Origin of the sequence: Gordonia heveisoli (assembly GCF_030315745.1) — a bacterium.
Classification (GTDB): Bacteria; Actinomycetota; Actinomycetes; order Mycobacteriales; family Mycobacteriaceae; genus Gordonia.
In genome coordinates, this window is the sequence record NZ_JASXSH010000004.1 from 32,277 (window position 1) to 57,076 (window position 24,800).

The 24,800-nt window shown below is 64.9% G+C and carries 24 protein-coding genes and 2 tRNA genes; 2 read left to right on the top strand and 24 right to left on the bottom strand.

Annotated features, from left to right (window positions below):
- Positions 1 to 3: 3 nt before the first annotated feature.
- The 8 genes from QSJ18_RS04620 to rplJ all read right to left on the bottom strand — a co-directional run bounded on the left by QSJ18_RS04620 (position 4) and on the right by rplJ (position 8,210).
- Positions 4 to 1,086, bottom strand: coding sequence for an MCE family protein (locus tag QSJ18_RS04620; RefSeq protein ID WP_286325095.1), 1,083 nt, complete (start codon positions 1,084 to 1,086; stop codon positions 4 to 6).
- Positions 1,083 to 2,417, bottom strand: a complete 1,335-nt coding sequence (locus QSJ18_RS04625; RefSeq protein WP_286325096.1) for an MCE family protein — start codon at positions 2,415 to 2,417, stop codon at positions 1,083 to 1,085. The genes QSJ18_RS04620 and QSJ18_RS04625 overlap by 4 nt, the downstream gene beginning before the upstream one ends.
- A 5-nt stretch (positions 2,418 to 2,422) precedes the next feature.
- Complete coding sequence (locus tag QSJ18_RS04630; RefSeq protein ID WP_286325097.1) at positions 2,423 to 3,298, bottom strand: MlaE family ABC transporter permease; 876 nt, start codon at positions 3,296 to 3,298, stop codon at positions 2,423 to 2,425.
- Between the two features lie 2 nt (positions 3,299 to 3,300).
- The gene (locus QSJ18_RS04635) at positions 3,301 to 4,107 is read right to left on the bottom strand and encodes an MlaE family ABC transporter permease (protein ID WP_286325098.1); all 807 of its coding nucleotides are present in this window, start codon (positions 4,105 to 4,107) and stop codon (positions 3,301 to 3,303) included.
- 2 nt (positions 4,108 to 4,109) lie between these two features.
- On the bottom strand, positions 4,110 to 5,330 hold the full coding sequence (locus tag QSJ18_RS04640; RefSeq protein WP_286325313.1) for an ABC transporter ATP-binding protein: 1,221 nt from the start codon (positions 5,328 to 5,330) through the stop codon (positions 4,110 to 4,112).
- Positions 5,331 to 5,616: 286 nt separating this feature from the next.
- Positions 5,617 to 6,960, bottom strand: a complete 1,344-nt coding sequence (locus QSJ18_RS04645; RefSeq protein WP_286325099.1) for a glycosyltransferase 87 family protein — start codon at positions 6,958 to 6,960, stop codon at positions 5,617 to 5,619.
- A 259-nt stretch (positions 6,961 to 7,219) separates the two neighbouring features.
- Positions 7,220 to 7,609 carry a 50S ribosomal protein L7/L12 gene (gene rplL / locus QSJ18_RS04650; protein WP_286325100.1) on the bottom strand — a complete coding sequence of 130 codons (390 nt, stop codon included), beginning with the start codon at positions 7,607 to 7,609 and terminating at the stop codon, positions 7,220 to 7,222.
- A 76-nt stretch (positions 7,610 to 7,685) separates the two neighbouring features.
- Positions 7,686 to 8,210: a 50S ribosomal protein L10 gene (gene rplJ, locus QSJ18_RS04655; RefSeq protein WP_286325101.1), complete on the bottom strand. Its 525-nt coding sequence runs from the start codon at positions 8,208 to 8,210 to the stop codon at positions 7,686 to 7,688.
- A 611-nt stretch (positions 8,211 to 8,821) separates the two neighbouring features.
- Here rplJ and QSJ18_RS04660 point away from each other — a divergent pair.
- Positions 8,822 to 10,855: a CocE/NonD family hydrolase gene (locus tag QSJ18_RS04660; RefSeq protein WP_286325102.1), complete on the top strand. Its 2,034-nt coding sequence runs from the start codon at positions 8,822 to 8,824 to the stop codon at positions 10,853 to 10,855.
- A 44-nt stretch (positions 10,856 to 10,899) separates the two neighbouring features.
- On the opposite strand, the gene QSJ18_RS04665 is transcribed toward QSJ18_RS04660, so the two are convergent.
- The 4 genes from QSJ18_RS04665 to QSJ18_RS04680 all read right to left on the bottom strand — a co-directional run bounded on the left by QSJ18_RS04665 (position 10,900) and on the right by QSJ18_RS04680 (position 14,240).
- Positions 10,900 to 11,325: a cytochrome D1 domain-containing protein gene (locus QSJ18_RS04665; protein WP_286325103.1), complete on the bottom strand. Its 426-nt coding sequence runs from the start codon at positions 11,323 to 11,325 to the stop codon at positions 10,900 to 10,902.
- Positions 11,326 to 11,435: 110 nt separating this feature from the next.
- Positions 11,436 to 13,124 carry an alpha/beta hydrolase gene (locus QSJ18_RS04670; protein ID WP_286325104.1) on the bottom strand — a complete coding sequence of 563 codons (1,689 nt, stop codon included), beginning with the start codon at positions 13,122 to 13,124 and terminating at the stop codon, positions 11,436 to 11,438.
- Positions 13,124 to 13,375, bottom strand: coding sequence for a hypothetical protein (locus tag QSJ18_RS04675; RefSeq protein WP_286325105.1), 252 nt, complete (start codon positions 13,373 to 13,375; stop codon positions 13,124 to 13,126). Before QSJ18_RS04675 ends, QSJ18_RS04670 begins: the two co-directional genes overlap by 1 nt.
- 361 nt (positions 13,376 to 13,736) lie before the next feature.
- Complete coding sequence (locus tag QSJ18_RS04680) at positions 13,737 to 14,240, bottom strand: TIGR04338 family metallohydrolase (RefSeq protein WP_286325106.1); 504 nt, start codon at positions 14,238 to 14,240, stop codon at positions 13,737 to 13,739.
- A gap of 110 nt (positions 14,241 to 14,350) precedes the next feature.
- Between QSJ18_RS04680 and QSJ18_RS04685 the strand changes: the two genes are divergently transcribed.
- Positions 14,351 to 15,343, top strand: a complete 993-nt coding sequence (locus tag QSJ18_RS04685) for a YihY/virulence factor BrkB family protein (protein ID WP_286325107.1) — start codon at positions 14,351 to 14,353, stop codon at positions 15,341 to 15,343.
- A 10-nt stretch (positions 15,344 to 15,353) separates the two neighbouring features.
- Here the strand turns inward: QSJ18_RS04685 and QSJ18_RS04690 are convergent, their stop codons facing one another.
- From QSJ18_RS04690 to QSJ18_RS04745, 12 genes are all read right to left on the bottom strand, one after another.
- Positions 15,354 to 16,184, bottom strand: coding sequence for a DUF2786 domain-containing protein (locus QSJ18_RS04690; protein WP_286325108.1), 831 nt, complete (start codon positions 16,182 to 16,184; stop codon positions 15,354 to 15,356).
- Positions 16,185 to 16,330: 146 nt separating this feature from the next.
- Positions 16,331 to 16,591 (bottom strand): excalibur calcium-binding domain-containing protein, encoded by a 261-nt coding sequence (locus QSJ18_RS04695; protein ID WP_462475990.1) that lies wholly within the window; start codon positions 16,589 to 16,591, stop codon positions 16,331 to 16,333.
- A gap of 148 nt (positions 16,592 to 16,739) precedes the next feature.
- The gene (locus QSJ18_RS04700) at positions 16,740 to 18,962 is read right to left on the bottom strand and encodes an MMPL family transporter (protein WP_286325110.1); all 2,223 of its coding nucleotides are present in this window, start codon (positions 18,960 to 18,962) and stop codon (positions 16,740 to 16,742) included.
- 62 nt (positions 18,963 to 19,024) lie between these two features.
- Entirely contained in the window at positions 19,025 to 19,978 is a 954-nt protein-coding gene (locus QSJ18_RS04705) for an L-lactate dehydrogenase (RefSeq protein WP_286325111.1), read from the bottom strand.
- 195 nt (positions 19,979 to 20,173) lie between these two features.
- A complete protein-coding gene (gene rplA / locus QSJ18_RS04710) occupies positions 20,174 to 20,890 on the bottom strand; it encodes a 50S ribosomal protein L1 (protein ID WP_286325112.1) in 717 nt (238 codons plus the stop codon).
- A gap of 118 nt (positions 20,891 to 21,008) precedes the next feature.
- On the bottom strand, positions 21,009 to 21,443 hold the full coding sequence (gene rplK / locus QSJ18_RS04715) for a 50S ribosomal protein L11 (protein WP_286325113.1): 435 nt from the start codon (positions 21,441 to 21,443) through the stop codon (positions 21,009 to 21,011).
- A gap of 77 nt (positions 21,444 to 21,520) precedes the next feature.
- Positions 21,521 to 22,381 carry a transcription termination/antitermination protein NusG gene (gene nusG, locus QSJ18_RS04720; RefSeq protein ID WP_286325114.1) on the bottom strand — a complete coding sequence of 287 codons (861 nt, stop codon included), beginning with the start codon at positions 22,379 to 22,381 and terminating at the stop codon, positions 21,521 to 21,523.
- A gap of 67 nt (positions 22,382 to 22,448) precedes the next feature.
- Positions 22,449 to 22,913 carry a preprotein translocase subunit SecE gene (gene secE, locus QSJ18_RS04725; protein WP_286325115.1) on the bottom strand — a complete coding sequence of 155 codons (465 nt, stop codon included), beginning with the start codon at positions 22,911 to 22,913 and terminating at the stop codon, positions 22,449 to 22,451.
- Positions 22,914 to 22,951: 38 nt separating this feature from the next.
- Positions 22,952 to 23,024: transfer RNA gene (locus QSJ18_RS04730), tRNA-Trp, on the bottom strand.
- Between the two features lie 178 nt (positions 23,025 to 23,202).
- Positions 23,203 to 24,294, bottom strand: coding sequence for a fused (3R)-hydroxyacyl-ACP dehydratase subunits HadA/HadB (locus QSJ18_RS04735; RefSeq protein ID WP_286325116.1), 1,092 nt, complete (start codon positions 24,292 to 24,294; stop codon positions 23,203 to 23,205).
- Positions 24,295 to 24,446: 152 nt separating this feature from the next.
- Entirely contained in the window at positions 24,447 to 24,614 is a 168-nt protein-coding gene (gene rpmG / locus QSJ18_RS04740) for a 50S ribosomal protein L33 (RefSeq protein WP_003929651.1), read from the bottom strand.
- Between the two features lie 97 nt (positions 24,615 to 24,711).
- Positions 24,712 to 24,785 (bottom strand) — tRNA-Met (locus tag QSJ18_RS04745).
- Positions 24,786 to 24,800: the final 15 nt, after the last annotated feature.

Sequence of the window (24,800 nt, forward strand, 5' to 3'; positions counted from 1 at the left end):
CACTCACCCCCCGTTGTTTCCGTCGGCCCAGCAGCGGGTTGCCGCGCTGGTGTACAGCACATGGTTGATCGGCGGCAGCGGCACCAGCGGCTGCGTCAGCAGTGTCGACTTACCGTTGCCTGCGACGACGTCGATACCGCACATGTAGAACTGGAACCACGAGCCGAAGGTCGCGGCGCGGCCGATCTTCTTCAGCTTCGTCGGCAGATTGTTGAAGATCGCGTTGACGTCGTCATCGCGGGCGTTGATCTGGTCGGCCAGCGCCTTGAGTCCGGCGATGTCGCCCTGGATCGACGGCCTGGTCTGGCCGAGGATGTTGGCCGTCACGGCGGTCAGGTTCGACACCGAGCTGATCGCCGAACCGACCGAACCACGCTGTGCGGCAAGCCCGGTCACCAGCTTCTCGGTGTTGTCGAGCAGCGCGGTGAACTGGTCGTCGTTGCGGTTCACCGTGTCCAGGACCTTGGTCAGGTTGGTGATCAGCTCGCCGATGACCTTGTCCTTGTCGGCGATCGTGTTGGTCAGTTCCGCAGTAGAACTGACCAGCGTCGAGATCGATGTCCGCTGTCCGTCGAAGACCTCGATGATGTTGGCCGAGAGCTTGTTGACGTCCTCGGCGGACAGCTGTTGGAACAGCGGACGGAAACCGTTGAACAGTTCGGTGAGGTTCACCGGCGGATGCGTCGCGTCGTTGTCGTCGCCCTCACCGAAGGTGAAGCCGTCGGAGACGGTCGCGTTCGGATCGCCCGCACCCTTCTCCAGCGCGAGGTACCGCAGACCGGTCAGATTCCGGTAGCGGATGTACAGCTGGGTTCCGGCAGGCAACGAGTCACGGTTGACGTTGAAGGTCACCAGCGCCTGGTCGCGGTTGTGCACTTCGACGTTCTCGACCTGGCCGACCTTGACACCCGCGATACGGACGTCGTCGCCCTTGTTGAGCAGGGTGGCGTCGGAGAACACCGCCTTGAACCCGGTGTCCCCGCCACCGCCGGCGTTGGCGATGGTCAGGGCCAGCAGGCTGGTGGCCACGACGGTCACGACCGCGAACACGATCAGCTTGATCAGCGGTCCAACGATGGATTTCATTTGATGTCGACCTGCGCTCCCTGCAGCGTGCCTCCACCGATCATGGTCACCCAGGCGGGCACGTCCTTGGGGTCGTGGCCGCTGGTGGCTCCGTAGATCACCTTGAGCTGATTGACGTAGTCGGGATCGTCGTACGGGTTGGACCGCACCTGTCCGGCAGGCGTCACGCCGAACTGCGGCTGCGGCAGCGTCTTCGGGTTACGCGGGCCGGGGTTGCGTGACGGTGGTTGATAGCTGCCGTCGGCGAGACCGCCGCCGGGGTACTGCGGGAACGGCCGGCCGTTGGTGGCGGGCTCGTAGCAGACCGCGGGCGGATCGAGATCGAACAGCCGTGGCTCGTCCTGGTTGGGCAGGTAGCGACCACGCGGGTTGACGAACTGCAGGTTCACCCGGACACCGGGGTTCTTGGTACCCACACCGACGATCCGCTTCGATTCCGGGATCAGGCCGGCGAAGTTGCGGAAGCTACAGGTGAATGTCGGGGACTGCTTGGCCAACCCGACCAGGAAGTCCTCCGACCCGACGAACAGGTCGATGAGGTCGGTCCGGTTCTGCTGCAGCCAACGGGTGCTGTCGGTGGCGGCCACCCCCAGCGTCGAGATCAGCGTGCGCAGGTCGCCCTGACGTTCGACGATCGTGTTGCTCGTCGTACGGAAGTTGTCCAGTGCGTCGATCACGTCGGGCAGTGCCTCGGAATAGGTCTGCGAGAAGGTCGCGAGACCGCGCAGGGTGCCCTGGAGGTCGCCCAGCGCCTCGGTGTTGATGCGATAGAAGACCGTGTTGAGCTGCTCGATGGTGGTGCCGAGTTGCTCACCACGACCCGACAGCGCCGACGACAGCGCGGTCAGCGTGACATTCAGATCCTGCGGCGGAATGGCCTCCAGGACCGGTAGCAGACGATCGAAGAGGCTCTGCACCTCGACCGCGTTTCCGCTGGTGTCGGTCGCGATCGTCGAATCACTGGACAGCTTGGGTCCACTGGTGTCGGCCGGGACCTGCAACGCGACATAGCGCTCGCCGAAGAGGGTCTTCGGAAGGATGCGGGCGGTCGTCGACGCAGGCAGCTGTGCCGCCATATCGGGCTTGAGCCCGAGCTTCACGTGGACGGTGCCGTCGGGACCCGGTTCGACGTCACGAACCTCGCCGACGACGACGCCGCGCGCCTTGACGTCGGCATTGACCGGAAGCGCGTTGCCGGTCGAATCGGTCGTCAGCGTGACCGTGGTGAAATCGGTGAACGACTTGTTGAACTTCATGATCGTCACTGTGAAGAACAGTGCGACGACGATGAAGAACACCAGGCCGAGCAACCGTCGGCGCAAAACCGCCATCGAGGTCAACCCCCCACTCGAACGGTCGTCGTGGTACCCCAGATCGCCAGACCCAGGAAGAAGTCGAGGATCGCGATCAGGACCAGCGCGGCGCGTACCGCGTGACCGACCGCCACGCCGACACCTGCCGGGCCGCCACTGGCGTAGTAGCCGTAGTAGCAGTGCACCAGGATGATCACGAATGCGAAGATCAACACCTTGCCGAAGGACCACAGCACGTCTGCGGGCGGCAGGAACAGGTTGAAGTAGTGGTCATAGGAACCACCGGACTGCCCGTTGAACACCGTGGTGATCACCCGGGAGGCGAGGTAGGCCGAGAGCAGACCGAGGACGTACAGCGGGATGACCGCCACGAAACCGGCGATGACGCGGGTGCTGACCAGGTACGGCACCGACGGCACCGCCATGGTCTCCAGGGCGTCGATCTCCTCGGAGATCCGCATGGCGCCGAGCTGGGCGGTGAAACCACAGCCGACGGTCGCGGACAGCGCGAGGCCGGCGACCAGCGGCGCGACCTCGCGAGTGTTGACGTAGGCGGACAGGAAGCCGGTCAGCGCCTGCGACCCGATCTGGTCGAGGGCGGAATAGCCCTGCAGACCGACGACGACACCGGTGAATCCCGACATCAGGACCATCACGCCGATGGTGCCGCCGATGACGGCCAGGCCGCCGGATCCGAAGGCCACCTCGGCCAGCAGCCGCAGCACCTCACGGGTGTAGTGCACCAGTGTCCGCGGAATCCAGGCCAGCGTGCGGCCGTAGAAGGACATCTGCTCACCGGCACCGTCGAGCACCTTGAGCGGCTTGGACAACTGCTTACGAGCCTCGTACGCGTAGTACTCCGAGCGGCTCTTGGAGATCGTCACCCCACCTTCGGTCATGGTCAGCTTCCCTTCGCCGGGATGATCTGCAGGTAGACCGCGGTGATGATCAGGTTCGCCAGGAACAGCAGCAGGAAGGTGATGACGACGGACTGGTTGACCGCGTCGCCGACACCCTTCGGGCCGCCCTTGGGGTGCAGTCCCTTGTAGGCGGCGATGACCCCGGCGAGAACACCGAAGATCGCGGCCTTGAAGGTCGAGACATAGAGATCCGGTAGCTGGGCCAGCGCACCGAAGGAAGCGAGGTAGGCACCCGGCGTACCGCCCTGCACCACCACGTTGAAGAAGTAACCACCACCGATGCCGATGACGGCGACCAGACCGTTGAGCAGCATGGCGACGAGCACCATGGCCAGCACGCGGGGCACGACCAACCGCTGGATCGGGTTGATGCCGAGCACCTCCATGGCGTCGATCTCTTCACGGATGGTGCGTGAGCCGAGGTCGGCGGCCACCGCCGACCCGGCCGCACCCGCGATGAGCAGCGACGTCACCAGGGGTGACCCCTGCTGGACAACCACCAACACGCTCGCCGCGCCGGTGTACGACTCCGCACCCAACTGCTTGATCAGCGAGCCGGTCTGGAGCGACACGATCGCGCCGAACGGAATCGCGATCAACGCCGTGGGCAGGATCGTCACGCTGGCGATGAACCACGCCTGTTGAATGAACTCCCGCCACTGAAACGGGCGCACAAAGGTCTGGCGTGCTACGTCGACGAACAGCTGAACAATGTTGCCGGTTTGTTCCAGGGCACTGGTTCCGGCCTGCGCGATTCGGTCGACGCCACGCGTGGTGGCACTGGTCATTCCTAGGTTGTCCGCCCTTCGTGACCTGGAGTGTCACCACTGATCTCTTGGGTTACGTCAGCGGGCGTTGCCCACTGCTGGGTTGGGGCGTCGTTGCCCCCGAAGTCGATGACGTCGGTCTTGGAGTCGGCCGTGCGCGAATCGGCAAGGGCGACGCCGCCCTGTCCGACGGTGCTCCACTCGCCGACGTTGGCCGCGACGTGGGTCTCGGCGTGGGCGCGGTTCTCGGCGCGAAGACGGTCCTCCTCGGCCATCGACCGACGGATCGCCTCCTGCGCATTCGGCGGCAACGTATGCAAAATCTCGTGCACCCGCTCCCGATGACGAGCCACCGCCTTACGCTCCGGCATCCCCGGATTCGGCTGCACCTGCGCAATGATCTCGGTGAAGTCATCCTTCGTACCACCACCAGAAATACCCGCAGCCTGCATCGCCGCCTCCGCCGCGGCCACCGACTCGTCCTTCTCCTCCGACATACCGATCGGACCGAACCGATCACCGGAAAGGAACTGCTTGACCACCGGCTGCTCCGAGGTCAACAACTGCTCACGAGGACCGAACATCACCAATTCCTTACGGAACAACATGCCGATATTGTCCGGAATGGTGCGGGCAATATTGATGTTGTGCGTCACGATCAGAATCGTCGCGTCGATCTGCGCATTGATATCGATCAACAACTGCGAGATGTAGGCGGTACGCACCGGATCCAAACCCGAGTCCGGCTCATCACACAAGATGATCTGCGGATCCAACACCAACGCACGCGCCAAACCCGCACGCTTACGCATACCACCAGAAATCTCACCCGGCAGCTTGTCCTCGGCACCAGCCAGACCGACCAGGTCGATCTTCTCCATCACAATGTTGCGGATCTCGGCTTCCTTCTTCTTCGTGTGCTCACGAAGCGGGAACGCGATGTTGTCATACAAACTCATCGACCCGAACAGCGCACCATCCTGGAACAGCACACCGAACAACTTGCGGATCTCATACAACTCTTTGGCCGAACACTTGGTGATATCGGTGCCATCGATGACCACCGACCCCTGCTCCGGATGCAGCAAACCGATCAGCGTCTTCAGGAACACCGACTTACCCGTACCCGAAGGCCCGAGAAGCGCACTCACCTCGCCCGACGGCAACGTCAACGACACATCCCGCCAAATATTCTGCGAACCGAACGACTTCGTCAGCCCTTCGACACTGACCTCAACACCCACTGCATCCTCCAGACGATCGTTGCCCCCTGCGGCGGCCACGGTGTGACCAACCACGCCACGGCGGCGAATGTGGTTGGGGTCACTGTAGCCGACGGACCGTCGGGCACCACCCCACCGGATCGTTTTCCGTTGACGGCTCACGAGCAAGTTACCAGTCGGTAACCAATTCCCGCGAGTTGAGCGTAGCCCATGCCATCCCCTGCGCAAAAGAGCGACGTAGACCACTCTTTGGCGAGCATCGTGGCGCGCGACTCCCACGCGTCACATCCGTATCGGCGACACCCGATCAGGCGTCCTGGACGCCCGACCCAGTAGGTGTTTGTGGCGCCGTCTGCGCCGGGCCGCCAGCGGCGCTCTCAGGACCCGTTAAGGCCACGGTGGTGTCCGCGGTGGCATCCGTCCCGCCCGCCCAGCGGCTCCGGATCCGCGACAGCGGCAACCACCATGCGACAGCCAGAACCACGATGAGCCAGATAAGCGAAAGATTGCCGTAGACGACCTGCCACCACGACCAGTCGAGTTCACGAAGCTCGGTTTTCGGCAGCGACAACGCCGGCCCGGGCAGCTGGGCGAGGACGCCCAGCACTCCGAGTCCGAGGAAGAGGCGGCTGCGGGCCCGCACCCCGACGACGACGAAGACCAAGATGAAGACCGTCGTCAGCACCCAGTGATGGATCCAGGCAGCGGGTGAGGCCAACAGCGCGATCGCCGACGCCGCCAGGAAGGACAGTTCGTCCTCCCCTCGGCGTGCGAGGACCGCCGCCAGGATCAGGCAGTACACCGAGGCCGCGAAGGCCAGCACCAGCCACACGTGCGAACGATCGGTGTCGGAGAGGCCCGCACGCGCCAGCACTCCGGTGAACCCCTGGTTGTAGACGAAGGCCAGGCCACCGATCCGATCGGGATCGAAAAGGGTCTCGGTCCAGTACCGAAAGGAGTCCGACGGACTGATCGCCCACGCGAACGCGGACGCCCCCAGGAACCCGAGGACGACATTGATCGCCGACCGCCAGTCCTTGCGCGCGATGAAGTAGACGATGACCACCATCGGCGTCAGCTTCACCGCAGCCGCGACACCTACGAGGACACCGCGATAGCGTTCCGACCACGCCGGACGCCGGTCCCAAATCGTGTCGAGAACGGTCAGCGCGACCAGGATCAGGTTGACCTGTCCGAGGTCGAGGGTCACCCGCACCGGCTCGAACTGGAAGGCCAGGCCCGCCAGGATCATCGACCACCCGACCGACAGATCACCGCAACCGACCCGGCGGAGCAACAAGCGCAGCAACCACCAGGTCAGCAGACAGCCGACGATCATCGACAGCACCGAGATCGCCCGCACCGGTAGCCAGGACAACGGCACGAAGACGGCTGCGGCAAACGGCGGATACGTGAAAGGCAGGTTCTGGACGTCGTTGATGGTGGGGACGTCGTGCTCGTAGAGCGACCATCCGTGCAACAGGAACTGTCCGCCGTATCGGTACACCTGGAGATCGACCGGCGGTCCCCAGTACTTCGGATCGCCGATATGCCACAGCCACGGCTGGCCGAACACCCGACACAACCCGAGGACGAGGACGATCACACCGACGACGTCGACGGTGCGGAATCTACGCGAGCCTGCGAACACCCGGCAATCCTAATGACTACCTGAGACGCCATCGGCCCGGCACCCAGAAACGAACCGACCCGGAGAACGACGAAACCCGGGACGGTTGACCCGTCCCGGGTTTCGTGAGGTTTCGCGGCAGAGCGACCGAACAGCCCCTCAACCGAGAAGCAGCGCGCCCGACGGCGCACCGATCACTTGACGGTGAGAATGCGCAAGCGCACTCGCTCCGCTCGCTTACTTGACGGTGAGAATGCGCAAGCGCACTCGCTCCGCTCGCTTACTTGACGGTGATCTTGGCGCCGGCCTCTTCGAGCTTGGCCTTGGCAGCCTCGGCGGCGTCCTTGTCGACCTTCTCCAGCAGAGCCTTCGGAGCACCCTCGACGAGGTCCTTGGCTTCCTTCAGGCCCAGACCCGAGACGACCTCGCGGACGACCTTGATGACCTGGATCTTCTTGTCGCCGGCCGACTCGAGGATGACGTCGAACTCGTCCTGCTCAGCGGCAGCGTCAGCGCCACCGGCAGCCGGGGCACCGGCAGCAGCAACGGCGACCGGAGCAGCGGCGGTGACCTCGAAGACCTCTTCGAACTTCTTCACGAAATCGCTGAGCTCCAGCAGGGTCAGTTCCTTGAACTGATCGATGAGCTCGTCAGCGGTGAGCTTCGCCATGGTGGCGTCCTTCCTGTAGTCCCCAGTACGGGGGGTTGGTCATTCCCGCACTGGGAATAGATTGTGGTGCGACGAATTACTCGCCGGCTTCGTTCTTCTTCTCCTGCAGGGCCGCGGCCAGGCGCGCCACCTGCGAAGCCGGCTGGTTGAACAGGCCGGCAGCCTTTGCCAAGTTGCCCTTCATGGCACCGGCGAGCTTGGCCAACAGGACCTCACGGGTCTCCAGGTCGGCGATCTGTTCGATCTCAGCCACAGACAGCGCACGGCCGTCCATGTAGCCGCCCTTGATGACCAGAGCCTTGTTGTCCTTGGCGAACGTCTTGATCGCCTTCGCGGCCACCACCGGCTCGCCTTCGATGAAGGCGATGGCGGTCGGACCGGTGAACAGCTCGTCGAGCCCCTCCACGCCCGCCTCATCGGCGGCACGCTTCACGAGGGTGTTCTTGGCGACGGAGTAGGTTGCGCCCTCGCCGAGCGAACGACGCAGCTGGGTGATCTGGGTGACGGACAGGCCACGGTATTCCGTGACGACCGCTGCCGTGGATCCCTTGAACTGCTCAGCGATCTCCGCAACTGCGGAAACCTTGTCGGGGTTGGCCATACTTCGCCTCCTCTCCTCAAATTAGAGTTGGTCGGGTTCGACCGGTGAGACCGCCTTCGATGGTCGGCAAGAGGCAGAAATGACGAACGCCCCGGCACAGGAGGCACGGGGCGTAGAAATATGCGACCCGGCAACGGGCGCACATCAACTTTCCTCGTTCATCCTGCGTGGGCCGGCGAAACTTCGCACCTTAGTCCGGGTGTTACCCGGTGACCGACGGTCTCTGGTTGAACCGATACGACACACGGTTGTGCATCACATCGCCGACAACGGTACGGCACGACCAGTGATTTCCCCAAATCGCCCCAGATCAGCTCCCCGCGAGGGCAAATCAGACGCCGACGTCGGCCATCGAGATGACAATTGCATCTCGCCGACCCCGCTGACCTGCGCATTGTCCGTAATACCCGAACTGCGACCCCCTGGTTAGCGATCCGATATGTCCGCTGAGTTACAGTTCATCGACGGCGAGGTGACCTAGACCACAATCAAGCAGTGGTCGGCAGGTTCCCTCGCCTCCGACAACGGGGTGGTGCTCGCCTCAAGGGATCTCGGGGATCCGGGATCGTCCGACACGCGGCGCGCGTTATCCCAGGCAGGGGTGATGCACCATGACGTACCAGTTGGACACGACACAGCAGACCGCCGCACAGCCGGCCGATGCCCGCACGCTTCGAACCCGGACCATCGGGTCGCCGCATTTCGGCACCCTCCCGCTCGGGGATCCGACCGGGGGCGCCGACGCCATTCGCTGGCGGGAGCAGGTCGACGGCGCGCAACTGTATCCGCGAGTCTCCATCGACCGGGGCGTCAGCCTGCAGATGAGTGACGGCGTCGTACTGCGGGCCACGGTCATCCGCCCCGCGAACCGATTCGGCCAGACCGTGTTCACCCCGTACCCGGCCATCGTCAACATCAACCCGTACAACCGCGCAGCCATCGACTTCCTCGATCAGACCCTGCACGCGCCGGTGCTCGGCAAGGTGTTGTCGCAGGCCTCGCGGTCCGTCGACGCGGCGGGCACCGCGCTCGAAGGTCTGACCACGCTCACCCAGACCCTGGCCGGCGGTGTCTTCGACGTCTTCGGCATCAACCGCAACCTGGTACGCAGCGGGTACGCGCAGGTCATCGTCGACGTACGCGGCACCGGTGCCAGTCACGGGAAGTGGGAGATCCTCGGACCGCGCGAACAGCAGGACTCGGTGGAGATCATCGACTGGGTCAGCGAGCAGGACTGGTGCAACGGTGTCGTCGGGCTCGCCGGCTGGTCATACTCGGCGATCAACTCACTACAGGCCGCCGACAAGGGCCATCCCGCGGTGGGTGCGGTGTTCGCGGTCGAAGGCTGCGACGACATCGTCCGCGACATCTACATCACCGGCGGTATGCCGTCGGCGTTCATCCCGGCGTGGCTGTCGGCGGTCAATCTGCTCAAGTGGGTCCCGAACCCGGCGAATGTGATCCGCGATCTGATCAACGGCAACGCGGCGAAGTGGGCGCTCGACCGCATCAAGTCCCCGGCAACCGAGATCCCGTCGCTGCTCTGGGGCTTCCTCACCGCCCGCGACGACCGCATCTTCGACGACCCCTACTTCGACGAACGCGATCCGCAGGTAGACCGGATCACCGCACCGACCTTCACCGTCGGCGCCTGGCACGATCTGTTCGGCCGCAGTGCCACCGGTGTCTACGAACGCCTGGACATGGAACCTGGCCGCAAACAGATGGTCGTCGGCGACGGCTACCACTTCGACGTCGGTTCCGGCTTCGGCGGCAGCTGCGCTCCCCCGCGTCTCGACGTCCTCGAACGTGCCTGGTTCGACCGCTGGCTCAAAGGCCATCGCAACGGTGTCGAGTTCTACGGGCCGGTGACCATGTTGCAGCAGGGCGGCGCCTGGACGTCGGGTCAGAGCTTCCCGCGCGCCGACGTCGCGCCGCGACGGCTCTACCTGACCGGACCGTCGTCGGGCAGCGCCGAGCACGCCGTCTACGACGGAACACTGAGTGCCGCACCGAATGTCGGGGTTTGCTCGCTCGATGTGCGCCCCGACCTTCGCGGGCTGCGCTCACGCGACATGTCACAGGTGACCGCAGGCGCGGCCATCGCCCTGGGCAGTTCGTTCAGCCGCGACGCCCGCTACCAGGAGGGCGGCGCACTCTGTTTCACCACCGAGCCGGTCGAGGTCGCCACCCCGCTCAGCGGGGCGATGAACCTGCGGCTCAACGTGGCCACCACCGCGCATGAGGCCATCTGGGCGGTCACGGTCAACGACGTCGCACCCGACGGATCGTCGACGGTGCTGACCAACGGCGCACTGTCGGCGTCGAACCGGGCTCTCGACAAGTCCAAGTCGACCTACGCCAGCGACGGCAATCTACTTGGCGCACACCACTTCCTGTCACGTAAACGCAAGCTGGCCGTCCCCGCCGACGAGCCGGTGCGGATCGACGTCGACCTCGTCCCCACCGACGCCGTCCTGCAACCCGGACACCGCCTGCGTGTGGACGTCTACGCGGCGAGCTTCCCGCGCTACCTGACCGTCGTCCCCGACCTCATCAAAGCTCGCGGCCGTCAGCAGCGCCTGGTCCTCGACCCCGACCACCCCAGCTACCTGACCTTCCTGGCGGGTGACGGGATCGGCTGAATCCCTCCGGCGCAAGGTGTTCAGGAGTGTCGACTGGCACCGACCTAGTGCGGCCCATCCTCACCAGAATGGCGAACGCACGGCGACGATGAGGTGATCTCGACCTGCGTTACCGAACCATCCGGGGACGGCGACACCGACATGCTGACCTGAAATCCGCGCGAATCCCGCAGGACGACGTCACGCGGGTCGTCACCATTGCGGGAGGCCGGCCGGGCCAGGACCTCAAATCCTCGTCCGGCCAGCGTCAGCACCGCATCCCGCCGTTGCTGAATCTGCTCATCGGTGACTCCAGAATGCCGACGCTGGACCTTGTACCACCACGGCGGACCCTGCGGCAACGCGGATGGAAACGCGGTGTCGCATCCGTATTCCTGCACCTTGGCGGTGTCCTGGGGTACCGATGCACTCCCCGGATCCACCGCATCGAGATTCTCGCTGATGATCGCGAGTACCTGTGCCTTCGGCATCGACAACCCTTGATCATCATCATCGTCGGAAAACAATCCGCACCCACTCACCGCCAGCGCGACGACGAATCCGGCGACAATCGTCACTCGTCGCCGACCGCGCGCGGGGTTCATCGCCCACCAGGTATGAGCAAGTCGTTTGGCATCGGCCCCGGGGCGAGAATCATCGGCGGCGGATCCGTGTTCTCCAGGCGGCTGTCGGGTGCGCGCCATACGTACGGGGTCGGCTCTTCCCCCTTGATGACCTTGACCATGTTCTGGAATGCGTCCGACTTGGGATCGTCCCAGTACTTGCCGTGTCCGTCTGAACCCCATACCAGCTTTCCTGGAAAGTCCTTGTTGTCCGCGCCGAAATATCCAGTGTCCATTCGCGTCACACCTGGCGCGGTGTCCGGATCGCCCCCGTGCTGGGTGGCCATGCCTTGGAAGTATTGAATCGGATCTCCGGGCGCAGTCATCGAATACCGCTCGACGTCCGGATTCGGGTTCGACCACGGCTGATCATCCAAGGTACCGATTCCCGCCGATGACGCATAGATCACGCGATCGGCATTGAGCCCCATCTGTTCTGCGGTACCGACGATCGATCCACCGTACGAGTGACCAAGGAAAGTCGTCTTCGCTTGCGGCGCAGTTGTGTCTAGCGTGCGGTCGAGTTCATGACCGAAGGCCACCAGATCTGGCGCCATTCGTTTAGCCATCGTGGTGTCCATCGCATCGTTGTCGCTGAACGGGTCGACAAATGCGGAGACGCTGCCGCCATGCGGGAATTCTCCGTCCATGTACAAGATCACCGGACCGCCGGAGCGATTCGCCAAGTTCCACGCCGCATTATGGTTGGACTGGCTACCATCGAGCGTGGAGTTCGTACCGGGTACGTAGACTGCGACGTTGCGGGTATTCGGTCCGATCGCGCCGACAATTTCGATCATGTTGCCATGCGGAGTGTTCTCGAACGCCAAGAAGGTGCGCTCCACCATTCCATTGTCCGCACCATTTGGCCCAGAAAGAGGGTCCTCAATGGGTTCGAGCATCGCCTTCAACTGGTTGATGCGGCCTTCATTCCGCGGATACTTCTGCTCCTCATCAGCCAGCGCGGCGCGGATATTGACCTCATTGGCGTCGATCCGCACCGGGAATGGGACGCCGTCCATATTGCCCACTGCCTGCGGGTCGGCCTGCGCAAGCCTGCGCACCTGTTCAGGCGTCATCTCAGACAGCAGCGCGGCGCGCTCATCCGGGGTCATCGATCCCAAGCGCTTGACGAGTGCATCTGGGTCAATCTGACCGATTCCCGGAACGTCGATGTCGGGTTGACCATCGATCATCGAGGCGAGATCGGAAACCAGACCCTCCAGTTTCGCGCCGTATGTCTCGTCAAGACGGGCAATCGTGTCCAACCCACTGTTGATACGCACTTGGATGGTCAGCGCTTCATCAGTCTTCTCCGGATGCGAAACCTCAACATTTCCGGTGAGCTTAAATCCTCCCGCAATCGCGGAATTTGCTTCTCGCAGCACAAAATCTTTCGCATATTCCAGGTCTGTCGCCGCCTCTTGCAACTCATCACCTATTTGTGCGAAAACACTTCTGAGTTCGTTCACATGGTCGCTCTCCTGCTTTATCTTGGCATCTGCGGCATCATGTGTCCGACCAGTCCAGCTTCCAACCTTATTCATCGTCCGAACTGCATCGTCCATCCAATAATCAAGCGTATCCGCGGTAAACAGCGTTTCGGTGGCCGCACTTACCAGAGTGCCGATGTCCCACGTCTTCAACTGCGCGATCGTCGGCCGCATCAGCGCAGTCGCAGACTCTCGATGCCGCGCGCCGCGGCACCGTCGGCGTCGACGACCTTGGTGGTGAAGATGCGAATATTTGCGGCCAGTGCGTCGAGCCTGTCCGCCACCGACGCAATAGACTTCTTGGCCGGATCATGGCCGGCCACGGCGGCCGCGCCGATACGACTACCCGGCATCGAGACCTCAGAAAGCGTGAGGCACTCATACTGCCGAATAGCGGTGGCCTGCCCTTCCCACTCCCCTGCCATCGTGGTTACCGCTTCGGGCTGGATTCCGAAACGCTGAGGCTGTCCGGGCGGCACCTGCGTCGGAGTCGGCGGCGCCGGCGTCGGGGAGGTCGGTTCCGGCCTCGGCGCCCGCGGAGTAGGTGCCGAGGGTGTAGGAGTAACCGAAGGTGTAGTCATGTTCCCCCCAGGAATGTCGATGACGCGAACCCGCAGCAGAGGTCGCCACTATCCGGGATAGTAGCCATGCCGAGCGCACCCATCAACGACTCAGCGCAGCAGTGTCCACCGCCCAACCGACCGTCCAGCCCGCGTGCGCCGGCCACCTCGTCCAGGTGATAGGCCGACTGACGCAGCACCACCAGTTCGTGTAGCTGGACACCACTCACGACGACGGCCCGATTCCGCTGTCGCCGAAGATGACCCGGTACACGAACGCGGCCTCGGGACCGAGGACCAGGCCGGTCAACTCGATGAGCGTCTCGGCGAAGTCGGGTCCATGTGGTCGGCCGCCAGAATCGTCGAGATGATGGGCCAGTTCGTGCAGCACCACCAATTCCCGTAGCGCCCACCGTCCCTGCGACGACTCCGGGATGGCGATCTCGGGTGTCTGCACGTCACGCCGGTAGTGAGCGGCCGTCTCCCCGCGCCGGGCGCGGACGAGCACCGGCAGGCTCGCCCGGTCGAACCGATCGATGACGTCAGGCAGGGCCAGCACCCTTGTGACGTAGTCGCGGACCGAGTCGACCGAGCCGAATCGCGCCTCGACGGGCAGCGTGAGGTCGGTGCCGGCCAACCGGACTGTCCGCGTCGTACCAGCGGTGTCGAACAACCGATGCACCATCCGCTCGGCGCCGTAGAGGCGGCTGCGCCCGACGTCGCGTGTCATAGTCGTATCCTCTCGCACGCCGATCGAGGTGCTTGCCCTCGCGTCGGCGCCCATCTTCGGGGTGTGGGCGGCCATGATGGATCCCAGCACTCGACCCGAAAGGACCGCCGATGTCCGCCGAACTCGATCCGTCCCCCGACCCGGAACCCGACACCGCCGGGTCGTCGCGGCCGGGTTCGAGGATGTCGCGACTGACCGCGCGCGGTGAAGAGTGGGCGGTCGCGGCGCTGACCTGGGCTCGCAGAACGCCGGGCGCGGCTCTGGTCGTGCGGATCGCCACCGACATCGCGCGTGGCAATGTGACCGATCGCGCGATGACGCTCGCCGGGCAGGCGTTCACCTCGCTGCTGCCCATCGTCATCCTGCTGACCACACTGCCCGGCAAGGACGTCGTCGACGACGCACTTCACGGTCTGGGTATCAAGGAGAACGCCGGCATCGTCGCGCATTCGACGCCGGAGAGCTTTGGTGCCTTCGGGATCTTCGGTGCGCTGATGACGATCGCGGGCGCCACCTCGCTGGCCCGTGCGCTCGGCCGCATGTACGTCTCGATCTGGGGTGTCACCAAACTGCCGTTGCGCGGGTGGTGGCGGTGGGTGATCGTCATCTTCGTGATCCCGGTGGCCGCCACCGTGCAGGGCCTGGCGGCGGGGTTGCGGTCGATGTCGATCTTCGGGGTGCATATCGAGGATCGCGGCCTCCTGGGCTTCGGGCTGGAGATCGGGGTCACGCTGATCGTCTGGTCGTTGTTGTGGACGGTGATCCCCCGGCTGCTCGTCTCGGCTCAGGTCCCCTGGCGGCTGCTGGCGATCAACGGGATCGCGACGGGCCTCTGCGTCACCGCCCTGCTGGTCGGCAGCCGCGTCGCCCTGCCCCGCATCCTGGAGAGCACCACCGATCATTTCGGCACGCTGGGCGTGGTCTTCGTCGCGATCAGCTGGCTGTTCTTCTTCGCCTGCATCCTCGTGGTCGTCACGCTGGTGATCCATGCGATCGCCTCCGACGCCGGGTATCTCGGCCGGTGGGTCCGCCGCCATGCCGGGGTGCCCGTCCCCGCCGTGCGCGAGCAGTCGTCGCGCTGGTACGACCAGCTACCCATCTGACCGTGGCTCCTCAGGCCTCCAGCGCCCCACGCGGAGAACCGAATTCACGATCCGAACCGATCTTCGCCCGACGACCCGCCCGGTCCCCGGCTTGGCGTGCGGCCTCCGAATAGCCGGCCGTCGCACTCGACGGCCGCCAGGTGCCCCGCGCCGTCGACTCCGCGCGGTAGTAGTCGGCGACCTCGATCTCCTTGTTGCGCAACGCGATGGCGGTCGAACTCGCGGACACGACTCCATCACGCTCGGCCGACATGGCCTCATCGCGCGCCTCGTCCCGCGCCTGCACAAGGCGCTTCCCGATCCGTTCGGCGAAAGCCGACTGGAAGTTCAGCCGCGCGGTGATCGGCGACAACGGTTTCTCTTCGATCACCCGCCGCGCACGCCAGCCGCTGCCTCGTTTCACCACCCGGGCGAAGGTCTCCCCCTTGTATGCACCCGACCGCAGGTAGGCGTCGCTGGCGGCGACCATCTGCACGATCAGCGACGAGTACAGCGCCTGCGTCGCGTCGATGTCGTCGGCGTAACCGTAGGCGAGCACGAACGTCGAGTTTCCGGCAACGTCGACGGTCAGGTCGTTGGCACGGCCGATCGCGACGAACAACTGCACATAAGTGCGGAGTCCGCGTTTACCCGGCTCCCCGATCGCGATCTGCCGGGACTGCGGCACCGTCGTGGTGCGGCCGGTCGGGTCATGGGCGCGAGCCACCGCGAGGTCGATCGCGGCGGCGGTGGCCAGCCGTTGGGCGGCGGCCATGAAGGTCTCCGCCTCGTGCGGGTTGTCGGTTCCCTCCGCCTGCCGCAGCAGCGCCGAGATCCGGGTCAGCAGCTTGTCATCGCGCATATAGACGAGACTAGCCAGGCCCCGATCCGGTTCCCCGACACGCCGGAGGCGTCGAAAAGTTCCAGCCGGAGGCGTCGAAAAGTTCCAGCCGGAGGCGTCGAAAAGTTCCAGCCGGAGGCGCGTCGGCGATGAGCGGACCGCTCGGCTCAGTTCTGCTCGCAGGCGATGCCGTCGCCGTCGCGATCGCGGCTGGTGTTGGCGTTGTACAGATCGGCGTCGACGGTGAACTCGGTGACCGGGGTCCCCGACGTCGAGTCGACGGCTCCGGGTTTGCCGACGCCGTGCGGGTAGTCGGCGTTGAGCGCCTTACAGTTGGGGTACTTCGTCGCCGCGGTCGCGGGACCGGCACCCATAGCCGGACCGAGTATCGACAACGCCGCCCCGGTCAGCACCGCGGCCGCAGCCATCGTCGTCTTCACTGACATCTTCGAACCCATCGCGTCGCCCTGTCTCGTACCCCCATGTGAGCCGAAGGCTAGCGGGCGCGACTTCTGCGCCGGTACCGATTCGGCAGGGTTCACCCGATCGGCGGACACCCCAGACCTGACGCTGCCCTCATTCCCGGCGTGCGGGTGTCGCGATCGTCTCGGGCCGCCGCGCCGACGCATCCGCGGGCGAATCGATGTCACCGGTGGGAGTACCGTGCACCGCGTCCAGGGTGGGCACCCGGCGCAGCCATGACGGCCAGTACCAGTTGTAGCGACCCAAGATCTCCATCGTGGCCGGCACCAGCAGCATCCGGACCACCGTGGCGTCGATGAATACCGCCGCCGCCAACCCGAGGCCCATCGCCTTGAGACCGCGGTCGTCGAAGAAGACGAAGCTGGCGAATACGCAGACCATGATCGCCGCCGCCGCGGTGATCACCCGGGCGGTCGCCGCGAGCCCCTCGGTGACCGAGGTGGTCGCGTCGCCCGAGGCCAGATACCTCTCCCGGATCCGCGAGACGAGGAACACCTCGTAGTCCATCGCGAGCCCGAAGGCCACGGCGAACAGCACGATGGGGACCCAAGCCTCGGTCGGCCCGACCTTGCCGACCCCGATCAGCTCCATCCCCCATCCCCACTGGAACACCGCGACGATCACGCCGAAGGCCGCACCCAGCGACAGCAGGTTCATGATGATCGCCTTGACGGGGATGACCACCGAGCGGAAGGCGAGCGCCAGCAGGACGAACGAACAGGCCAGCACCACCGCGACCATCAGTGGCAGCCGCTGCAGCGTGAGTTCGGCGAAATCGCTCCCGCCGACCGCCATTCCGGTCATCTCCGCGGACACCCCGGAGGCGGGTACGACGGTGTCGCGGATGTGGCGCACCAGGTCGAGGGTCGCCGACTCCTGCGGACCGGTCGTCGGGTTCACGATGACCAGCGCGACGTCGCGCCCGTCGACGGTGCCCAGCGGGATCGGCGGCGCCACCGACGCCACCCCCTCGGTCTCCCGCAGCGTGGTGACCAGCCCCTGCAGCTTCCCGTCGTCACCGGCACCGGCTGGCTGTTCGGTGACCAGGAACAACGGCCCGTTGGCGCCGGCACCGAAACCGCGGGCCAGGTCGTCGTAGGCGATCCGGGTGGTGTCGGAGGTCGGCCGGTTTCCGGCGTCGCCGAAGCCCAGACTCAAACTGAACGCCGGGATGGCCAGCACGATCAGGATGCCGAGCGCGGCCACCACACCCGCCCACGGATAGCGCTGCACGGTGCGGCTCCAGCGATGCGCGAATGCACCTTCGGCCCCCGGCCGGGTTCGTAGGCCCGGAATCGCCAGCCGATTGATCCGGGTCCCGATGATCGTCAGCAGTGCGGGCAGCAGCGTCAGCGCCGCGATCATCACGCTCAGGACACCGGCACAGCCGGCCAGCGTCATCGTCACCCCGATCGCCCCGCCCTGGGTGAGCAACCCGGCGATGGCGATGGTGACCGTGGCACCGGCGAAGGCGACCGATCGACCGGCGGTCTCCATCGAGTGGACCACCGCATCCGGCACCGCCAGTCCATCGTCGAGGGCGGCACGGAAGCGGGTCAGGATGAGGAGCGCATAGTCGATGCCGACACCGATACCGAGCATCGCGGTCAGCGAGACGGCGAAGCTGGGCGTGTCGATGACGTTCTGCAGCAGCAGCAGAACCGACGCGCCGACGCCGACCCCGAAGAGCGCCGTCAGCAGCGGCAGCCCGGCCGCGACCAGCGTTCCGAAGGCGACCAGCAGGATGATCATCGCCAGTCCGAGTCCGATCGCCTCGCCCATTCCCGCCGGGGCCTGATCGGCGAACCAGTCGCCCGCGAAGTTGACGCGCACGCCCGGTGCGTCGAATTCCGTTGCCGTGTCCTTGATCTTGTCGACCAGCTCCGACCGCTGACTGTCGGAGTCGGCCAGCACGGTGAGCGTCGTGTATGCGACCGTCCGATCCGGTGAGACGGCCACATCGCGGGAGACACCCGGTGCGTACAGGTCGGCCATCGCGGTGGCCGGGTCGATCGCGGTGATCCGTGCTCGCAGCGCGTCAACCTGGGCACGCACCTGCGGATTGTCGATGCCGCCGGGCACCGACGGATCGACGGCGAAGACGACCTTCGACTCGTCCGCGGCCGATCCCCCGCCGGCCGCGTTGAGAGTCGCGAGCGCCCGGCCCGATTCGGTCCGGTGGTCGTCGGCGAAGTCGGTGACCGAATCTCCCCCGAATGCACCCGCGAGCGCGATGCACGCGATGAGCGCGACCAGCCACCCCCCGACGACCGTCCAACGATGCTGTACCGACCAACGCGCGAGCGAAGTGAACATGTCTCGATCGTGCCAACTCCGGTGCGCACAGGGAATAGGGGGAAACCCCCAAAGTTCGGCCGTTACAGCCCGAATCTGGCCTGCATGTCCCGCAAAGTATCCGCCGAGGCGAGCAGGCCGTCGTGCTCCTGCTCGGACATCGGGATGTGCAGCCGGGAACCGGCACCCTGCCGGTCGACGATGGTCGGCAGGGACAGACAGACGTCGCCGAGCCCCTCGTAGCCCTGGGCGACGGTCGACACCGGCATTACCCGGTGCTCGTTGTTCAGCACCGCCTCGACGATGCGGGCGGTGGCCAGCCCGATCGCATAGTTCGTCGCGCCCTTACCCTCGATGATCTGGTAGGCGGCATGCACCACGTCGTGGTGGATCCGTTCGCGGGCCGCGACATCCATCGGCCGCCCGCCGGGCAGCGGCTGCCAATTCAGCAGTGGCACACCGCCGATCGTCGCCGAACTCCACAGCGGGATCTCGCTGTCACCGTGTTCGCCGACGATGTAAGCGTGCACATTCTGCACCGCGACGTCGCAATGCTGGGCGATGAGGAAACGTAGCCGCGACGAATCCAGCACGGTGCCCGACCCGAAGAGCTGATTATTCGGCAGCCCGGTCGCCCGCAGTGCGGCGTAGGTGACCAGATCGACCGGGTTGGTCACCATGAGGTAAATGGCATGGGGCGCAACGGACACCACCCCCGGCAGGATGGTGTTGGTCAAACCGATTGTCGCCTCGGCCAATTCGAGCCGCGATTGACCGGGCTTCTGTTTCGCGCCTGCGGTGAACACGACGACGTCGGCGTCGGCGCACACCGACACGTCGTCGCCGCCGACGATGTCGGCGCGCGGCACGAATTCCAGTCCATGCGACATGTCGAGGACCTCGGCGGTCACTTTCGCGGCGTTGATGTCCATCAGGGCGATGGTGCGCGCCACGCCCCGGATCAGCGAGGCATAGGCGATCGCGGTGCCCACGGCACCGGCACCGATAATCGCCAGTTTCGTCGGTCGGGCCTCCATCGTCGAACCTCCTTGTGCCATCGTGCGGAGTGCGTCTACCTCCGTCTTAGACGATCGGCGACCGCACGTCGCGCCGACACCCGATTTGGACACCCAGGTTTCACGCCTCGACCCCCGGCCTTCACATCAGCCCCGAGAGCACGAAACCCCCCGACCAGCCGGTCGGGGGGTTTCGGAGCGTTGGCGCGTTTCGCGTCAGGCCTGCGGGGCCTCGGCGAAGTTGCGTGTGACCGCCGGGTCAACCGGGATGCCCGGGCCGGTGGTGGTCGACACGGTGACCTTCTTGACGTAGCGGCCCTTGGCTGCCGACGGCTTCGCACGCATGATCTCGTCGAAGGCGGCGCCGTAGTTCTCGGCCAGCTGGGTGGCGTCGAAGGACGCCTTGCCGATCACGAAGTGCAGATTGGCAGCCTTGTCGACGCGGAAGTTGATCTTGCCGCCCTTGATCTCGTTGACAGCCTTGGTCACGTCCGGGGTGACGGTGCCCGTCTTCGGGTTCGGCATCAGGCCACGCGGGCCCAGGACGCGGGCGATACGACCGACCTTGGCCATCTGGTCCGGGGTGGCGATCGCGGCGTCGAAGTCCAGCCAGCCGCCCTGGATCTTCTCGATCAGGTCGTCCGAGCCGACCTCGTCGGCACCGGCAGCGGTGGCCTCGGCGGCCTTGTCGCCGACGGCGAAGACGATGACGCGGGCGGTCTTACCGGTCCCGTGCGGCAGATTGACGGTGCCTCGAACCATCTGGTCCGCCTTACGGGGGTCGACGCCCAGACGGATCGCAACCTCGACGGTCGCGTCGGTCTTCTGCGACGACGTGTCCTTGGCCAGCTCAGCAGCCTCCAGCGGGCTGTAGAGCTTGGTCTTGTCGACCTTTTCGGCCGCGGCCTGGTAGGCCTTGCTCTTCTTGCTCATTGCTCTGTTCCTTCTCCGCCATCACTGGCGGGGTTTGTGGTGCGGACCGAGCCGGCCCTCCCACGACTCCGCGTCCCGAGGCATCGGGACCGTCGGAGATTTGACGATTGGTGGTGAATCAGGCTTCGACGGTGATGCCCATGGACCGAGCAGTACCGGCGATGATCTTCGCGGCCTGTTCGATGTCGGTGGCATTGAGGTCTTCAGCCTTGGTCTTGGCGATCTCGCGGACCTGGTCCATCGAAACCTTGCCGACCTTGTTGACGTGCGGCTCGCCCGAGCCCTTCTGCAGGCCTGCGGCCTTGAGCAGCAGCTTGGCGGCCGGCGGGGTCTTCAACTTGAAGTCGAAGGAGCGATCTTCGTAGACGAAGATCTCCACCGGGATGACATTGCCGCGCTGGGATTCCGTCGCAGCGTTGTACGCCTTGCAGAACTCCATGATGTTCACGCCGTGCTGACCGAGCGCCGGACCCACGGGCGGGGCCGGGTTTGCCTGGCCTGCCTGGATCTGGAGCTTGATGATCCCGGCGAGCTTCTTCTTCTTGGGAGGCATCTCTAGTTCCTTGTTTGTCTTCTTGCAGATTCACGCCCGCTGGAGACGTGAAAGTCTTGTGTGGCCGGTGATTCCGGTCAGATCTTCTCGACCTGGTTGAAGCCGAGTTCGACCGGGGTCTCGCGACCGAAGATCGACACCAGCACCTTCACCTTGCGCTGCTCGGCATTGACCTCGCTGATCGACGCAGGCAGCGTCGCGAACGGGCCGTCCATGACGGTGACCGACTCGCCGACCTCGAAGTCGACCTCGATGATGGCGGTCGCGGCCGCGGCGGCCGCCTCCACGCCTTCGGCGGCCGACGCCTTCGACGATGCCGCCTTCTTCGCCGGGGTGCGCGGCATGAGGAATTGCAGCACCTCGTTGAGCGACAGCGGCGACGGCTTGGAGGTCATGCCGACGAATCCGGTGACACCGGGGGTGTTGCGCACGGCGCCCCACGACTCGTCGTTGAGGTCCATGCGGACCAGGATGTAGCCGGGCAGCACCTTACGGTTGACCTTCTTGGGCTGGCCGTTCTTGATCTCGGTGACCTCTTCGGTCGGGACCTCGACCTGGAAGATGTAGTCGCCGACATCCAGGTTCTGCACGCGGGTCTCGAGATTGGCCTTCACCTTGTTCTCGTAGCCGGCGTAGCTGTGGATGACGTACCAGTCACCGGGCGCACGTCGAAGCTGCTTACGCAGTTCCTCGACCGGATCGAGCTCTTCTTCGGCGACCGCTTCGGCGTCGGCGGCCTCGACAGCGGCCTCGCCACCGTCGACGGCCTCAGCCTCATCGACGGCTGCCTCGACCTGAGCCTCGACACCCGGATCGTCGGTCTCGTCGACGGCCACCTCGGCATCGGCGAGAGCCGCACCGTTGTCGGCGACATCGACGGAATCGGTCGCGCCGATCTCCTCGGGATTCGAGGTGATCTCATTCTCCGGGGTGCTCACGCCCATGCTCCTCTATCGGTTTCCGGTCGCCATCTCGCGTCCGGCCGACGACCACTCGCGTGGCGGGTCAGCCGAACAGCCAGAGGACACCCTTGGCGAAGGCGATGTCGATGCCGGAGATGAACGCGGTCATCACGACGACGAACACCAGGACGACGATCGTGTAGACGATCATCTCGCGGCGAGTCGGCCAGATGACCTTCTTCAGCTCGGCGACAACCTGCGTCAGGAAGACCCAGATCCGTACGAACGGATTCCGGCTTTCCTCGGCAGGGACCTTCTTCTTTTCCTTGCGGTCCTTCACGGCGACCGCGGAATCACCTTCCGCGTCACCGTCGGTGGTGGACACAGCTGACGACTTGCGGCTTCGCGCCGAACGCTTACCGGACGGACGCAGCTGCGCCGAGGATTCCTCCGCGGCGTCGGCCACATCGTCGGCGGCTTCGTCGAGGATCTCGCGCTCGGCAGCCGAATCAGCCGCGGAGTCCTTCGCGGCGTCTTTGGCGCGGGCGGCCCGATCTCGCTTGCTCACCTTCGAGTCCTCTCGTCAATGTGTGCCCTTCACCAGGGCAGGGGCGACAGGACTTGAACCTGCAACCTGCGGTTTTGGAGACCGCTGCTCTGCCAGTTGAGCTACGCCCCTTTGCGACCGTGTTGCCCACGATCACCGTCGATCGACTCCCTACAACACCAACGCGCCACCCTATGGGTAGCGCGCAAGTCAAGAGTCAACCTGACAACTCAGTGTAGAACACGCATGGCCCCGAACCCAAAACGGCCTACCGATCGTCGCCGATCGGCACACCGACCTGGGCCTTCGATCAGTTGAACTGAATGCGTGCCTGTGCGCGACCGAAGATCTTGCGGTCGCCCTGCTTGCCGACCAGTGCGATGACACCCTGACGGGTCTCGGCGTCCAGCGACTTGATCTTGCCGGTGAAGTCCACCGCCGCACTGTCGTCGGCGGGCACGTACACCGGGCTGGTGAACCGCACGTTGTACTCGCAGAAGGCGGCCGGATCACCGATGAACTCGGAGATGAACGTCGCACCCAGACCCATCGTCTGCATACCGTGCGCGACCACACCATCGAGCCCCGCGGCCGAGGTGAGGTGGTCGGAGAAGTGGATGGGGTTGGGATCGCCGGCGACACCGGCATAGTTCGTCAGGTTGCCGCGGGTCAGCAGGAAACGCTTGGCGGGCAGTTCCTGGCCGACGGTCAAGGTGTCGAAGTTGATCGCGCCGTAGGCGGCAGGCGACTGCGTCGGGTCGGGCAGGGCGTAGCGCGCGGGCTGCGGCTCCACGGTCCGGCCGGCGACACCGGTCTTGTCGACCTTCATCATCACGTGGTCGAGCGACTCGGCCAGGGCCGGATCGACCTCCATGCCGGGGCGCGCCGCGAGCGAGGTGTAGGTGGTCATCACCGGCTCGTCGTGCTGGTTGAAGATGACGTTCTTGGTGACCATGAGGTCGATCATCTCGGGGCTCGTGACATGCCGGAACGAGTGCAGCGAGACGTCACACACCAGTTGGTCGCCGACCTTCATCGGCTGGTGGTAGACCAGACGCTGGTCGGTCTGCATGATCTGCCACAGGTCGTAGCCGGTGACGACCTCTTCGAAGAGTTTGCGCTGGGCGATGATGCCCATCACCGAGACATAGGTGGGGGCCGCGATCAGCGTGTCATGACCGAGGGCGCGCGCGGATTCCAGATCCCAGTGGGTGGGGTGGGCGTCCTGCACGGCCAGGGCGTGCTTGCGGACTTCCTCACGGCCGATCTCGTAGTAGTCGTCGACGGTGTAGTTGAAGCCGACCAGGGCCTTGGTCTGCTCCGCAATCTCCTCGGGAGTCAACTTCGCACTCCTTCCGCCGCCGAATTGTTCTTTCAGTTCGGCATCGGTGATCTGGGTCATCGGCTTACCACTCCTTTGTATGCCACGCCACGGGAGTCGGACCGACAATCAGTCCGAGGCACGAAAGCAGCGCGTAAAACAATCAGCGGGCCACCTCGGTGAGGCGGCCCGCTGATCTGAAACTTCTGTGCCGGATACGCCGACGCGAAGCGTCAGCGCGATTCCTTGTGCGCCTGGTGCTTGCCGCAGTTCGGGCAGAACTTCTTGATCTCGAGACGATCGGGATCGTTGCGACGATTCTTCTTGGTGATGTAGTTACGGTGCTTGCACACCTCGCATGCCAAGGTGATCTTGGGGCGAACATCTGTGGAGGAGGCCACTTGATTGCCTTCTTTCGGGTGGTACGTGGTCGAGGTCGTCGGCTGCCGTGTGGCCTCGACCTATGCGCTCGGTGCCGAACTATTCGGAACCGATGTGTAGCGGTGGAGGGACTCGATCCCTCGACCTCACGATTATGAGTCGTGCGCTCTAACCAGCTGAGCTACACCGCCCCGTTGGACTAGTCT

What these genes read in the sequence shown, in the direction of transcription:
- QSJ18_RS04620 (WP_286325095.1), bottom strand. Translation starts at nt 1,086, where the DNA reads ATGAAATCCATCGTTGGACCGCTGATCAAGCTGATCGTGTTCGCGGTC.
- QSJ18_RS04625 (WP_286325096.1), bottom strand. Translation starts at nt 2,417, where the DNA reads ATGGCGGTTTTGCGCCGACGGTTGCTCGGCCTGGTGTTCTTCATCGTC.
- QSJ18_RS04630 (WP_286325097.1), bottom strand. Translation starts at nt 3,298, where the DNA reads ATGACCGAAGGTGGGGTGACGATCTCCAAGAGCCGCTCGGAGTACTAC.
- QSJ18_RS04635 (WP_286325098.1), bottom strand. Translation starts at nt 4,107, where the DNA reads ATGACCAGTGCCACCACGCGTGGCGTCGACCGAATCGCGCAGGCCGGA.
- rplL (WP_286325100.1), bottom strand. Translation starts at nt 7,609, where the DNA reads ATGGCGAAGCTCACCGCTGACGAGCTCATCGATCAGTTCAAGGAACTG.
- rplJ (WP_286325101.1), bottom strand. Translation starts at nt 8,210, where the DNA reads ATGGCCAACCCCGACAAGGTTTCCGCAGTTGCGGAGATCGCTGAGCAG.
- QSJ18_RS04660 (WP_286325102.1), top strand. Translation starts at nt 8,822, where the DNA reads ATGACGTACCAGTTGGACACGACACAGCAGACCGCCGCACAGCCGGCC.
- QSJ18_RS04665 (WP_286325103.1), bottom strand. Translation starts at nt 11,325, where the DNA reads ATGCCGAAGGCACAGGTACTCGCGATCATCAGCGAGAATCTCGATGCG.
- QSJ18_RS04670 (WP_286325104.1), bottom strand. Translation starts at nt 13,124, where the DNA reads ATGCGGCCGACGATCGCGCAGTTGAAGACGTGGGACATCGGCACTCTG.
- QSJ18_RS04675 (WP_286325105.1), bottom strand. Translation starts at nt 13,375, where the DNA reads ATGGCAGGGGAGTGGGAAGGGCAGGCCACCGCTATTCGGCAGTATGAG.
- QSJ18_RS04680 (WP_286325106.1), bottom strand. Translation starts at nt 14,240, where the DNA reads ATGACACGCGACGTCGGGCGCAGCCGCCTCTACGGCGCCGAGCGGATG.
- QSJ18_RS04685 (WP_286325107.1), top strand. Translation starts at nt 14,351, where the DNA reads ATGTCCGCCGAACTCGATCCGTCCCCCGACCCGGAACCCGACACCGCC.
- QSJ18_RS04690 (WP_286325108.1), bottom strand. Translation starts at nt 16,184, where the DNA reads ATGCGCGATGACAAGCTGCTGACCCGGATCTCGGCGCTGCTGCGGCAG.
- QSJ18_RS04695 (WP_462475990.1), bottom strand. Translation starts at nt 16,591, where the DNA reads ATGGCTGCGGCCGCGGTGCTGACCGGGGCGGCGTTGTCGATACTCGGT.
- QSJ18_RS04700 (WP_286325110.1), bottom strand. Translation starts at nt 18,962, where the DNA reads ATGTTCACTTCGCTCGCGCGTTGGTCGGTACAGCATCGTTGGACGGTC.
- QSJ18_RS04705 (WP_286325111.1), bottom strand. Translation starts at nt 19,978, where the DNA reads ATGGAGGCCCGACCGACGAAACTGGCGATTATCGGTGCCGGTGCCGTG.
- rplA (WP_286325112.1), bottom strand. Translation starts at nt 20,890, where the DNA reads ATGAGCAAGAAGAGCAAGGCCTACCAGGCCGCGGCCGAAAAGGTCGAC.
- rplK (WP_286325113.1), bottom strand. Translation starts at nt 21,443, where the DNA reads ATGCCTCCCAAGAAGAAGAAGCTCGCCGGGATCATCAAGCTCCAGATC.
- QSJ18_RS04735 (WP_286325116.1), bottom strand. Translation starts at nt 24,294, where the DNA reads ATGACCCAGATCACCGATGCCGAACTGAAAGAACAATTCGGCGGCGGA.